Source organism: Pseudovibrio sp. W74 (assembly GCF_001623085.1).
Lineage (GTDB): Bacteria > Pseudomonadota > Alphaproteobacteria > Rhizobiales > Stappiaceae > Pseudovibrio.
In genome coordinates this window covers 513,392-526,768 of record NZ_LMCJ01000021.1, presented here as the reverse complement: position 1 = coordinate 526,768, position 13,377 = coordinate 513,392, and the positions used below count along the sequence as shown (strand labels likewise).

The following is a 13,377-nucleotide window of genomic DNA, read 5'->3' as shown; positions in this document are numbered from 1 at the left end:
TTCTTTCCTTTTGCTTACCCAACCTTCTGCGGTGCTGAGTACCGCTTCTCCAGCTGTGCCTGTATCATCTCAAAGACAAAACTCACCGCCCAGTAGATGAGCGCGGCGCTGATCAACATCTCAAAGTGTTTGAACTCGGAGCGCCCAAGCGTCCGTGCCAGATACATGAGTTCCATAATGCCCATGGCAGACACCAGCGAGCTGTCCTTAAGCATAGAGATGAAGTTGTTGCCCGTTGGCGGAATGATGATGCGGATTGCCTGAGGCAAAACCACCTTCCACATGACCTGCCAGGGCTGCAAGCCCAGAGCCGCGGCGGCTTCTGACTGTTGCCGTGGAACCGCCTGTATACCACCTCGGAAAATCTCCGTCATATAAGCCCCGTAACTGAGCGACAAAGCCAGAATACCTGACGGGATTGCATCCAGCGTAATGCCAAGTTGCGGCAAGCCCAGATAAATCAGATAAACCTGCAACAACAACGGCGTACCGCGAAAAAACGAGACGTAGAACGTTGAGGCCGCATAGGCTGGACCTGAGTTGGACAGACGGGCAAGTGCGCCAGCAAATGCCAGCAAGCTGGCGCAAATGATGGACGCAAACGAGACAAAGAGCGTGTAGAACAGCCCCTTGTAAAGCAGGATCGGCAACCGCTCGATAATGAACGGAAACGACAGGTCAAATGAGTAGAAGAACCCCAGAAACAGCGCCAGAAGCTGCGCCCAGTAGATCGGCACTTGCACCTTCATTGGCAATTTGGAGACGAACACTACGTCTGCTGTGATCACGGCAGAAATCGCGAATGCGGCCAGCACGGAAGCGGTATCAGGGGCCACATCAAGGTTCAGAAGGGTCGTCAGGTATTGCCCAACGCTGCTCAGATCAAACGCCATGAGCAACGCTGCCAGTACCGCGAAGAAAACCAGGCGCCGGGAGGGCGCATGGCTAAACAGGTTCACGAGCAGTGTCATAGGACCAACCGCACTAGTGCGTCGTGGATACAAGGTCAGTCCCAAACCACTTTTGGGAAAGCTCAACCAAGGTGCCGTCAGACCGCATTTCCTCAATGATTTCGCCGACTTTCTGAGAGAATTCAGGGTCATCACGAGACGTCACAACGGCCAAAGGCTCAAAGAACACCGCTTCTCCCAGAATACGGATCGGATAGTTCGCCTTGATCGCTTCCAAAATGGTCGGGACCGAAGTGATACCAGCATCCAGACGTTTGCCATCTCCCAAACGCAGGTCATCCAGAACGTTGCTGTCAGCCTCATAGGTGCGAACTTCACCCGGTGTCACGGCGAACTCGATCGCAGGAGAATAAGCAGTGTCCAGCTCCAACTCGTGCTGAAGATAGTACTCGAAGGTTGAACCAGTGCTGGCCCCGATGCGCTTGCCATTCAGCTCCGAAATCGTCTCATAAGACGCGTCTTTATGTACGTAAAACGCAGCCGGTGTGTAATAGTAAACCGCTGGAAAATCGAGCACTTTCGCACGAGCGGGTGTAGGCGTCATAGAGCCAATGGACATCTCCCAGCGTCCGCCCCACTTGCCGGATGTAATGGCCTCCCAAGCCGGGTTCAGAAACTCTGCCTTTGCGCCCATACGTTTGGCAACTTCCTTTGAAACATCAATGTCATAACCTTCAAACACACCATTAGCATTCAGGAATGAAGCTGGCGGATATCCGGAGTTGGTCGCGACACGGATCACCTTGCTCTCCATGACGCGGTCCATCACTTCGCCGGAAAGTGCGGGTTGAGATAAGGCCAGCAAAGACACGCTGACAACCGAGCCAATACTCGCGATTGATTTAATAATATTCATTTACCCCTCCAAATAATAATATTATCCGGGTGATCCTAGGCAACAGAACCAAGGTAAACAAGAGATTCTCATTTATTCATATATGAATACATTTCAGTTTCACTGAGTGAAATCTATAGGACTAATCTATTTATTCTTCTGATTGCCCATTTATTAGATAGTATGTGCGATGACTCATAATAGTCATCGCACATACATCTTCATCTATTGGTATTGAACCGTGCTGCCTTCTGCGATGACATCAAGACCTGCTTCATGCCTCTCCATCGCCTGCACCAATTTCCAGATCGGTTCAAGGAACAGCCCAAACGTGGAGTGATGAATGGGCAGGACACGTTTCGGCTTCAGGCGATCCACCATGTCCACCACATCTGCGGCATCCATGCTGATCTTCCCAAGAGCGCCCGTCACACCCACCCCGCCAACATGCGGCACAAGAACATCAATGGCACCAAAGGCTTGGACTTTGGCCATCACATCATCTACCGGGAGGGTGTCACCGGTCCAGTACATGGTCCTGCGATAATCACCGGCCACAAACTCAAAGAAGTATCCATTACCCGGCCCCAGGATCTTCAGGATCTCCGCATTCTCAGAATGCTCAGCGGGAACTGCCGTGATGGTGATCTGACCAGACTTAGTCGGGAACACCATTTGCTCGCCCCATGGCAGAGCGGTGATATTGGAAAAGCCCTTTTTTACAAACACTTGTTTGTCATGCTCTGTCGTGATCATCGCCATGTCAGAAGCGATTTTCGCCTCTGCTGCTGCATCAAAATGGTCTGGATGGGAATGACTGATCAGTGTTGCGGTTATCGCTCTAAGATCAAACTCGGGTAACACCCCAAATCTTGGCTGCGGTTTGATATTGGGTCCCTTTACAAGGTCAAACATCTCATTCGGGTTCGGCATCACAATCGCCTGCTTCCCAACACCAAAGGCTGGATCCGTGAGGAGCGTCACTCCATCAAAGCTGATGAGCATTGTGGCGCCGCCAAGCCACTGTATCTGCAGTATTTCCTCTGGTGAACCATTCGCTTTTGCATGTGCCAGTGCAGGCAAACCAACAGCAGAAACCAGTGCTGTTGTTCCACTCAAACCAAGAAATTTCCGTCTGTCCATCTTATCACCTATCTCTATATGGAGCATAGGGCTAGCAAACTCTGAGTGGCTGGAGTATTCAGATAATACTGTCATCATTAAACGATATAATTGCATAATGACGAACATCATCCAGTTGCAAACCTTCGTTGACGTCGCTCGCCTGAACTCCTTCACTGAGGCCGCAGAGCATCTGAGTATTCCCCGTTCAACGGTCACAGCTCGCGTGCAAGCGTTGGAGGAACGGCTCGGCGTGCAATTGCTTCACCGCACCACACGGCGGGTTTCTTTGACGCTGGAGGGTGAACGGTTTTTGCAGCAGTGCGAGCCAGCCTTGGATGCGCTTCTACAAGCTGAAAGCGACCTGCTAGAGAAAGACGAACTCTCTGGAAACATTCGCCTTTCCGTCCCAACAGATTATCCGGTAGAAACGTTAGAAGCGCTGCTGAACAGCTTTGGCAAGCTGCATCCCAAGGTCTCGTTTTACGTTGATATGAGCGACAGTCCGGTGGATCTCGTGGCAGATCACTTCGATCTTGCCATCCGCGCGCGGCATCCGGGAGAAGAAACCCTGATCGCGCAGCGCTACACTTATGACCCTGTTGGACTATTCTCTCGCAAACCGCACAAGCTCATCACAGGAGACAACATTGCCTCCTTTGCTCTCCGAGACCCGGGAGGCTTTCTAGCTGAGTTCTCGGTGGGTACAACCTCCACTCATACGATAGAGACCACCAACTTCCGTTTGACCAAACAACTCGCATTATCAACGGATTGCGTTGCTGTGCTGCCAATTTCACTTTGTGAGCATGAGGTAGAACAAGGCCGTTTACATCACCTAAAAACCACGCTGCAGATTCCTGAGGTGCCACTTTACATTGTAACCCCAGCCCGAAAGCACAGACCGAAACGCACACGGGCTTTTATCCAACACATCATAGAGTGCGCAAAAGCCCACCGGTAAGACCAAATGGCTTATGGGCGCAGGCTGAGCAATTCGGTAGTATCCCCGCAGATTTTAGTGACTGATTGCATGGGACGAGAGAGTATGGCGCAGGATACCCTTTTAAAAGAACAGCTTGGTGGCGTTTTGAGAATAACGCTCAACCGCCCAGACAAACTCAATGCCCTGTCACCAGAAATGCGTCAGGACTTGCTCTCCGCGTTGAACGAGGCCCAAACCAGCTCTGAGGTGCGCACGGTTATCCTCACCGGCTCAGGCCGCGCCTTTTGCACCGGGCAGGACCTCAACGACATCCTGCCCGACAGCACTGGCGAAAAGCCGGATTTGGGCGATGTTCTAACACAACATTACAGCCCGATTATTCACGCAATCCGGCAGATGGAAAAGCCGGTTTTGTGCGCTGTGAATGGCGTTGCAACGGGTGCCGGGGCTGGTCTCGCCTTTGCCTGCGACATGGTGTTTGCCGCCAAGAGCGCAAAATTCATACACGCTTTCAGCAAGTTAGGTCTTGTCCCTGGTGCTGGCGCATCCTTTCACTTGCCGCGAATGGTGGGCGAGGTGCGTGCCAAGGGGTTGATGCTGACTGGTATGCCGCTGACTGCGGATCGCGCAGCAGATTGGGGCCTGATCTGGGAAGCGATTGAAGACGACCAACTTCAGGGTGAGGTACTAGATGTTGCAACTAATCTTGCAAAAGGCCCAACATCGGCGTATGCCATGACCAAACACCTCATTCATGCATCAGCTGATAGCACGTTGGAAGACCAGCTTGTGCGGGAAGCGGAGATGCAGCGTCGGGCTGGAAATTCGGAAAACCATGCCGAGGGCCTGAACGCGTTTCTTGAAAAACGCTCACCTGTTTTCAAATAGCGCCTGTATCCTTCTCGTGTGGTTGCGGCGCCTCCCAAAACCATAATTGAGGATATATATGGGCATTATTGCACTTGATCACGTCCAGATGACCATGCCAGCAGGGCAGGAAGACGCGGCCCGAGCTTTCTTCATCGGCTTGCTCGGTTTTACCGAAGTCGAAAAACCTGCATCATTACAAGGCCGTGGCGGCGCTTGGTTCACCGCAGGCAGCGTTAACTTGCATGTTGGCGTGGAAGATCCGTTCACCCCAAACAAGAAAGCCCATCCCGCCTTTTTGTTGGATAGCCTTCAGGAAACGGTTGATCGTCTGGCCGCAACAGGCGCTGTGTTGAAGGACGACAAGCCATTGCCAGGCTATATCCGCAAGTTCACCGAAGACGCGTTTGGCAACCGCATCGAGTTGATGCAGAAGACGACCTGACTGCTGGCGCTGCACGCCAGAATAGAATTCAAATTTCTGCTTTAGACATTGATAAATAAACAGAAAATCTTCGAGTTTTCGAAAACCTCACGATATCCTGTGTGTGTTAGAGGGTGAGTTAATCAAGCAAGCTCACCTCGGCACAGGAGCCTCGGCAGATGACAGTTCTCGGTTTGCAACACATCAACCTTCCCATCGCGCCTGACGGGGATAAGCTCGCCCGCGAGTTTTACGTGGACCTGTTGGGCTTTGAAGAAATTGAGCGGCCTGAGATAGCGCGGCACCAACAAGGTGGTTGGTTTTCAGTAGGTTCTGTCAATCTGCACCTGAGCGTTCAAGACCCGTTTGTGGCCAACAAGGTGGGGCATCCAGCCTTCGTGGTGGATGATATCATGAAACTCACAGAGCACCTGCGGGATGCGGGTTATGAGGTTTCAGAGGACCCGACTTTCATTGGTTTCCTGAGAAGAACCACCCATGACCCCTTCGGCAACCGCGTTGAACTGATGCAACCCGAGGACATGGTGCAGCACAAGCTATAGCTTTTTCAGCTCCTGCAACAACGCGTTGGTGAGGCCGAGCAACTTGCCCTCCGGCAGAATATCCTCGTGGTTCCACGTCACCGCAACCTGCCAGTGTTTCCCGTTCAAGCCTTTGAGATCATAGGTAAAATTAAGCACACCGATCTCGCTTCCAGCTTTGAATGCAATGCGTTGCCAGTCCGTCTTTTCCGCCAGGCCAGGGTTGAACTGCATCGCCTTGTCATCTGCTATTTCGCCGATCACATCGCAGAGTTCTTCCGCGCTTGCATACCATTCCACTCCGCTGAGATATGGGTCCGCCACATCTTCAATCGCGGGCAGTGAACGTTCCTCGATTTTCTCCAGAATTTTCCGGCGCTTAGCAACACCCGCCTGACCATATTTCTCGGCAAGATCACGATCCGCCTTGAGTTGATAAAACTGACGAGATGTCAGGAACGGTGTCCGTTCTTCTCGCGTTTCCAATGGCTTAGTGCCGATGAGGTTGAGAACAACATCAGCAGCGGAATTGTCAGAGGCCGCCATCATGTGCTGTGCAACCACCTGCAGGGTCACCAATCCGCCGCTCATTTTAGCGTAAAGACTGCTAACCGGATGGGATTCCAAGTCTTTTTCCAGTCGAACCTTCTGGTTCCACTTCAGCTCACCGCTTTTCACACGGCGCACCAGTTCCTGCATCACAAACAGCTTGTAAACTGGGCCAATCGCCAAGGGCTGATCTGCATTTTTGCTGAAAAATTCTACACCATCTTTGCGAATGAGAAGGCTGGACGTTCCAACGATCTCTTGCATCAGAGACAGGCACTCATCAAGGTTTTCTACCTGATACAGTGCAGGCTTAATGAATAAGCCTTTGATTTTGCCAGATTTTTCCCGCTCCAACAGGACAACGATCTTAAAGTGCGTTGTTTTGACGAGAAATGCGTTTTTTTGCGTTTTTTTGCTGATTTCTTGCGCTGCTCCGTAAGCGGCAAGTGCATCCTCCAAAGACCGCCTCAGCCCCTGTTCTCCAACCAGAGAAAGGAAGCCGGTCGAGAACATGGAAAGGTCATCGCCATTGCCATTCCAGACCTGAAACAGCAGGTCCATATCAGACGTGTTGCGCAGCGCGATCATCTCCGGCGTGATCCGCTTGGCAGGGGAGAGGTTCTCCAGCGCATCCTTTAGGCTCAGGATTGGATCAAGAAACATCTCTTTCAGGGTGCGCATTTCAAATCGCCTCAGGTCAACCAGCTGGAATCATCTCTCTTCTCTTAAAGTGAGCCTGTGAGATTGGCAAAGCCTGTCTTCCCTCTTCTGCAATAAGCCACAGTTGGGCGAAGTGAGAGGTTGATGCTTAGCCACCTCAGAACAAATCATACCTCGGTCTATAACCAACCAGATCTGCCGGAATAAACCGGGTGCGGAAGCTGTTAGGTTTGGCCCGCATGCCCTTTCGAAGATTCCCGAGCACTCTATGAGGTTGGTATTGTGGAGATCAGTGTCGTTCTTCCGGTTCACAATTGCGGCAAATATCTGCTGCCTGCATTGCAGAGCATAAAGTACCAGAGCTTCCCTCATTTCGAAGTGCTCATGATCAACGATCACTCTTCTGATGGATCGGAAGACGTGTGTGCAGACATCGCCTCTGTTGATGACCGGTTCAAGCTGTTGCATTCCCCCCATTTCGGCATGGCTGGCGCCCTCAACTTTGGCATCTCACAGGCCAGCGGTGTTTACATCGCCCGTATGGATGGTGACGATTTGTGCAGACCAGAACGGTTTGCCAAGCAGATTGAATTCCTTAAAGAAAACCCGGACATTTCGTTTCTCGGCACATTCGCAGATCATATCAACGATCATGACAGGGTCATGGGGGCCTTTGAGTTCCCAGAGGATGATTTCGAGATTAAAGCGCAATTGGATCGCGGCCTGAACACCTTCGTTCACCCCTCCATGATGATGCGACGCCGCGCACTTGTAGACCTTGGAGGCTATCGCGAGATCTTCACGATCTGTCAGGATTATGACCTCTGGTTACGGGCGCAGGACAGGTACTCTTTCGCCAACTTACCAGAGAGGCTTGTTGCCTATCGCGGGTTTCCGGATAAACGTGATCTGACCAACAGGTTCTGGAAGCATTTTTACATCACCCGCCTTGCAGAAATCAGCGTGCAGCAACGCCGCGCCGGGCACCGCGATCCGGTGGACCAGATGGCAGATGAGTTTGATCTGGAAGCCGTTGATGAGCGGTTGGTGCGCGAGCGCCTCATCTCCGCACGACAGGATTATTACTGCAACAAAAAGGCCTTTGTAGATCGCAAATCATTGAACTCAATGGATATCGATCAGGTCAAAGCCTTCCTGCTCAACAATAAGGAAAAGTTCAATAAAAAAGCCCTGGGCCAGGCCTTCGGGCTTCTGTTTGATCAGGCCATGCGGATTGAAGACACTGAAAGCGCTGAGGTTCTTTACAAACTCCAGCGCGAAATCTCAAAGAGCAGGCACCTCAAGTCCCTGCTCTCCAAACCCAACAAACTCGTCAAATACGCCCTACGAAAGCGACTGGAGGAAGAGGCATAGTCTTACTACGCCTCCTCTTTGAGAGTTAGCGCAGTCCCTGGACCTCAGCTCTGGCATAGGAGCCACGGCGAAGCAATGACCATGCCGCTTCATTTCGATCCAAGTAGCGGCTCAGCAACTACTTCTTTTTCTTCTTCGCTGCTGAACTGCCTTTGCTTTTTCTGCCCAATGCAGCTTTTAGCTTTTCGCGCTTAGATTTATGAGCTTTAGGGAAATCCTCTTCCATCTTTCGTTCAGCTGCCTGCATCTGAGAAACTGCCGCACGCGCTTCTTCTAATTTGCCTTCACGGATGAGTTTGCCCAACAAAGTGACATGCTCTTTGAAGCTTTCTCTATTGACTCTAAATTGGTCCCGTTGCTCTTTTGTCTGCAGGTCTTTTTCTCTGGCATTCAGAGCAACAAGTGTTTCACATGCTTTGTAAGCTGCGCTGTCGAGTTCCCATATCTCATCCTTCAGCGCTTTTTCGCGCTTTTGTTCCTCAGTCAGGTGTTCTCCAGCTTCAATTCGACGTTTCTCTTCAGCAGCACGCTCCGCTTCAGCGGCTGCCTGACGTCGTTGCATCTCCGCCAGCTCATCCTCGAAAGTACCCTTCTTCTTTTTGCCAAAAGCAGCTTTCACTTTCTCGCTTCGGGATTTAGGGAACTCTTCTTCCATCTTTTGAACTGCAGCTTTCAGTTCTGGAATAATTTCACGAATTGGCTTGATATCCTGCTGGCCAATGTGTTTGGAAACATCCGCCATAAGCTTTTTCACATCAGCGCTGTTCACAACAAACGCGTTGCGCTGTGGCCGGGTTTTCAGGTTTTCTTCTTTGGCATTCAGGTCAGCCAGTGACTGGCTTGCCATATCGAGAATTTGCTCAAATCCTTCAACTTCTTTCCGGGTCACAGCTGCTTGTTTGAGGCACTCATCAAGGCCGTCGAAATAAACCTCAACCTTCTCCAACTCCGCTTCACCCTTAGCATCTTCATCCTGATAGTAGAAATCAGAGGCCGTCAGGAGACACTCTTTCAGGTTCTTGATTGTGCCTTTGTAAAATTCCTTTTCACCCAGATCCTGGAACAGGCCAGTATTATCTTCATACTTGGTGATGCGAGGATTATAGGCTCTGATACGCTCCAGAAGGTCAGACTTCGCGTTGAGTTCACCCTCAATTGCATCAACACCTTTCAGCTGCTCCATCTGCTCTCTGGCTGCCTGGAAGATGTTGTCCATATCATCCAGATCCTGATCAATGGCACGCAAGGCATTTTCGACCACTTTTGGATCCATATTGCCAAGCTCGATGAGACCGACCTTAAAGGTGTCTGCTTGCTCCTGAGCATCTGCATGAGCGTCTGCGATATCCGCATAGTGGCCTTCAACCTCAGGGTTCTCTCTGGCCCACTTTTCAACCTGCTTCAGTTGGCCAAACCTGTCTCGCACGGCCTGAAGCAACTCATCTCTACGGCCAGAGGCATCAGTTTGAACCCCACCTTCTCCAGCATCCGGCATGCCAAGTAAGGCCCGCATTTTGCCAAGAGCCACTTCGACACCTGCCAGCAGATCGTCGACGCCCTTTTTATCACGATTGGACAGAACAACCTGATCCTGGGTGATCAACGTAAAGGCGTCGTTGTTTGCCTTATAGAATTCTGCAAACTCCTTGGGCTTTTTCTTCAGCTCTTCTTTGCGGGCCGCAAGATTGGCAAACACACTTTTCACGTTCTTGAGACGGAACTTCATATCCGCGCTGGTCCGTTCAATTTCAGCGGCTGCGACATCAAACGCTTCCTGCATATCAGCAATCTGGCTGTTGAACGCGTTCAACGCAGCAACACTTACAGCCGTGCTGTTATCAGCCATGGCCACGTTGAGCGCTTCAAGCGCCTTTGCGGCGAGCGTACGGGCTTGATCGAAGGCTCCAAGATCAACGCTCCAAGCCTGAATCTCAGGCCGACGCTTCACCAGATTCTGCAATTTAGCGGTCGCTTCTTTTGCTTTGATGTTGATACCGGAAATGTCGTTATTGCGGATTTCCTGAGCTTTTGCAAAGAGTTGCTGCATCTGCACCAAATAAGACTTAGCGTGAGAGACATATTGCTGGAGCTGTTCGCAATGCGCTTCTTTGTCTTCTATGTTTGAGGCAGCACAAGTTACACCATCCTCGTAACTCGCGATCGCACCTTTGAAGGCTTCTTCGAAGTCCTTTCCATTCACACGCTGACAAATCGGACGCCAATTAGCATTGCTTGTGTTGATGGCAGTCTTCAGACTTTCCAGATCTCCCCTCAACCGTGCCAGACGGTTCTCAAGCACATCTCCTGCGGTTTCCTTCTCAGCGGAGATGATTTCGTCTGTTTCAGCATCATTATGCCCTTGCGCAGTCAGACTGATTTTCTTCATGCGCATGTGCATGGTTCGGCCGGTTTCAACCAAACTATCAATCTTGGGCAGGGCTTTTTTGACATCTGAATCAAGCCAGAGATCTGTCGCCATTTTATGCCCGCCATCCAGAGCATTTTTCGCGACTTGATAGGCATCTTCAAATTCTGTCACAGACTTCTTGGACCAACCTGTCTTATCCTGTTTGTGCTCTTCTTCCACCTTTTGGTGCAGGGCAAAAATCGCATCCTGTCGTTCAGCAAGTGCGATCTCTTCACCAAACACATCATCAAGGAACTCAACATCCTCCATCGCATGCGCACCCTTGGAAACCAGACCGAATTCCACATCATCTGCAGTGGCTTTCTTCGCAGTCTTGGCATTCTTTGGCGTTTCAAAGCACTTCGGCATGTTGCCGATGGCGGCTTTCATCTGCTCAATGGCTATTTTGGCATCAGCAACGCGATTTTCAGAAATGAGCAGCTTAGCTTCCTGCCCCAGTGTTTCCACCATGGTCTGGTAGCTTAAAAGGTCAGAAAGCTGTTCTTCGTAAGGGATCTTGTTACGCTGTTTGTAATAGGTGCCAGCTTCCTTGAGCAGAGCGGTGACTTCCTGCACGTAGCCGTCCAGCTTGAGAGCCGTTGAAACACCACGATCAAGTGCCTCGCTCATGCCCTTCATGCTGAGCTTTGCATTATCAAGGAAATCATTTGCTACATCGATGTCTTCCCCTTCAGCAGCACGTTCAGCTTCATTCAGGTAATCATCGGTTTTCTGCTCAAAATTATCGAAGATTTTGCGCTGTTCCTTGTCGATGATCAGATGGGCCTTTTCCGTAAGACTTCCAAATTCTACATAGGACTGCGCTACTGCATTCTGAATGCCTTCCGCGGTATCAAGCGATACCTCAAGCGCCTCGGGCACTTCATCTCCATAGGAGGAAACAGTATCGGCCTCAGAAGGATCAATACTGCAAATTTTGAGCATAGCATTCGCCCATGCATCAACCTGACTGGACTGTTTTGGAGTACCAGCAGTTTCATTTGAACCGGAAGGGATATCGGAACCAGCCATAACGGACCTCTTGGCGCACTAAAATAAGTTAATGCGGGATATCACTTACGCCATGAGATTATGTTTCACTATTCCCCCTCTATCGAGCGAATATTTATTAAAAAGAAGACATTGTGAAATTGAAGTATTCTGCTGGACACACAGTTGCGCAGCTCACTCACACAAAAGCACGACATTCAACCTCGCCGACCTACAAGCAGAACGCATTGCCACAAAATCTGGTCTCCCAACTCTCATCAAGCAAACTGCAAGAACTTACCATAAGAACTAACGGAAAAGATGGGGAATTACCCAACAGCAAAAATGCCAGCAACGCTATTAAGCATTCCTGGCATTGTGCTATCTAAAAACCGAACGAATGAACGATGCTTTACATGAATCAAACGGGAGAAAGCACTCCTGTTATCAAAATCGAACTAAACCTAACCGCCGAACTTCAGAGCATTAACAGCCGTCAGGGCACTTTCAGAGATCCCAGCTATAGGGTTGCCAGCAAACAGCTGCACTGTTGGTGCCCCACCCGTTCCAGTTTGAGCATCGTATAGGATCACAAACTTTTTGACGAACTTTTCAACTTCCTCTGGATCCTGAAACTTCTTAATGTCAAATTTCTCATTAATTACAGCTGCTTGGTTGTCAATATCTGTACCGACCATAGACTCAGACATACCTAGTACGGTTCGAACAACCTGATACAATGCGGGCGATCCAAGAATCTCGTAGGCGCTTGTGATGTTACCACCCGTTCTTTGGAAGTTGAGAGCAAGCCTGACACCATCATTTTGCTCACCTTCTTCTTCTTCGAAACTAACCTGGATATACTGTTCAACAATACCTTTAGCTCTTTCCGCCTCGCGCACTTCAAGATTATCTCGATATTTTGCGATTGTATCCTTCAGCTCTGCTGGTTTCTTCAACTCCTCAATATCGATGTTTTCATCAAACCAATCAATTCGCTCACTCTTCGGGCCATTAATGATATCTTCCGGGACATCAAAGGCGACCGTTATAATTTCATACAAAGCGGGATCAGCCAGAATCTGTGTGGAGAAAAGTACATCCCTTGGCATTTTTAGCTGATAATATTTAGCCAATCGATCAACGTCATCAATCTCTTGCCCCGGAGTGTTGGACCAGAGCGCCATTCTCCGATCCAAAGCTTTGCTGTCCCAATCAAATTTTCCTTTGATCGTACCATCTTTGTTAAACGGAAACGCTTCTGCTAGATCTCTGAAGCGCCTATCTTTTAGAGTATTAGCGAGCGCACCGGGATCCTCTGTGCCTTCGACAAGAGCTTTCCGAACCATGCCTTTTGCATAGGACATGTCCTCCAAGCCCATTGTTTTCAACACAAAAGTATAAAGCCGATAGTCGTTGAGCAGATCATCAACTGTCTCGACCTTGCTGAAGTTTTCTTCATAATACTGAACTTCACGGGCAATTATTGGATCCTTAGCTGTTCGATCCTTTGCACCAGGCAAGTCCCGATTGAGCATTGAGAAACGAAGGTTAGTATCCATTGAATTGAACCCGATTACATAAAAACAGTTTGGGATAGTCTGACTCGGTTGTCTTGTCTGAACCTGATGAACTTTGGCGCCGATCTTTTCTACGGACTAGTTTATTTAAGCCATTGTAATGATTGGAT

11 protein-coding genes are annotated in these 13,377 nt (G+C 50.0%); 5 read left to right on the top strand and 6 right to left on the bottom strand.

Annotation, left to right across the window (positions count from 1 at the left end; translation table 11 throughout):
- Positions 1 to 14: 14 nt before the first annotated feature.
- The 3 genes from PsW74_RS16985 to PsW74_RS16975 form a co-directional block, all read right to left on the bottom strand.
- The gene (locus PsW74_RS16985) at positions 15 to 971 is read right to left on the bottom strand and encodes an amino acid ABC transporter permease (RefSeq protein WP_063287951.1); all 957 of its coding nucleotides are present in this window, start codon (positions 969 to 971) and stop codon (positions 15 to 17) included.
- A gap of 13 nt (positions 972 to 984) precedes the next feature.
- Complete coding sequence (locus PsW74_RS16980; protein WP_063287950.1) at positions 985 to 1,827, bottom strand: transporter substrate-binding domain-containing protein; 843 nt, start codon at positions 1,825 to 1,827, stop codon at positions 985 to 987.
- Between the two features lie 204 nt (positions 1,828 to 2,031).
- Positions 2,032 to 2,949, bottom strand: a complete 918-nt coding sequence (locus PsW74_RS16975; RefSeq protein ID WP_208980900.1) for an MBL fold metallo-hydrolase — start codon at positions 2,947 to 2,949, stop codon at positions 2,032 to 2,034.
- Between the two features lie 97 nt (positions 2,950 to 3,046).
- Between PsW74_RS16975 and PsW74_RS16970 the strand changes: the two genes are divergently transcribed.
- The 4 genes from PsW74_RS16970 to PsW74_RS16955 all read left to right on the top strand — a co-directional run bounded on the left by PsW74_RS16970 (position 3,047) and on the right by PsW74_RS16955 (position 5,728).
- Positions 3,047 to 3,892 (top strand): LysR family transcriptional regulator, encoded by an 846-nt coding sequence (locus PsW74_RS16970; RefSeq protein ID WP_063287948.1) that lies wholly within the window; start codon positions 3,047 to 3,049, stop codon positions 3,890 to 3,892.
- An 84-nt stretch (positions 3,893 to 3,976) separates the two neighbouring features.
- A complete protein-coding gene (locus PsW74_RS16965; protein WP_063287947.1) occupies positions 3,977 to 4,762 on the top strand; it encodes an enoyl-CoA hydratase-related protein in 786 nt (261 codons plus the stop codon).
- 58 nt (positions 4,763 to 4,820) lie between these two features.
- On the top strand, positions 4,821 to 5,186 hold the full coding sequence (locus PsW74_RS16960; RefSeq protein WP_063287946.1) for a VOC family protein: 366 nt from the start codon (positions 4,821 to 4,823) through the stop codon (positions 5,184 to 5,186).
- A 158-nt stretch (positions 5,187 to 5,344) separates the two neighbouring features.
- A complete protein-coding gene (locus tag PsW74_RS16955; protein WP_063287945.1) occupies positions 5,345 to 5,728 on the top strand; it encodes a VOC family protein in 384 nt (127 codons plus the stop codon).
- Here PsW74_RS16955 and PsW74_RS16950 read toward each other — a convergent pair.
- The gene (locus tag PsW74_RS16950) at positions 5,723 to 6,937 is read right to left on the bottom strand and encodes a serine hydrolase (RefSeq protein WP_063287944.1); all 1,215 of its coding nucleotides are present in this window, start codon (positions 6,935 to 6,937) and stop codon (positions 5,723 to 5,725) included. The genes PsW74_RS16955 and PsW74_RS16950 overlap by 6 nt on opposite strands.
- Before the next feature lie 261 nt (positions 6,938 to 7,198).
- Here PsW74_RS16950 and PsW74_RS16945 point away from each other — a divergent pair, with 261 nt between their 5' ends.
- Positions 7,199 to 8,290, top strand: a complete 1,092-nt coding sequence (locus PsW74_RS16945) for a glycosyltransferase family 2 protein (protein WP_063287943.1) — start codon at positions 7,199 to 7,201, stop codon at positions 8,288 to 8,290.
- Between the two features lie 118 nt (positions 8,291 to 8,408).
- On the opposite strand, the gene PsW74_RS16940 is transcribed toward PsW74_RS16945, so the two are convergent.
- Positions 8,409 to 11,729: a hypothetical protein gene (locus PsW74_RS16940; protein WP_063287942.1), complete on the bottom strand. Its 3,321-nt coding sequence runs from the start codon at positions 11,727 to 11,729 to the stop codon at positions 8,409 to 8,411.
- Positions 11,730 to 12,151: 422 nt separating this feature from the next.
- Positions 12,152 to 13,249 carry a DUF1217 domain-containing protein gene (locus PsW74_RS16935; RefSeq protein WP_063287941.1) on the bottom strand — a complete coding sequence of 366 codons (1,098 nt, stop codon included), beginning with the start codon at positions 13,247 to 13,249 and terminating at the stop codon, positions 12,152 to 12,154.
- Positions 13,250 to 13,377 lie beyond the last annotated feature (128 nt).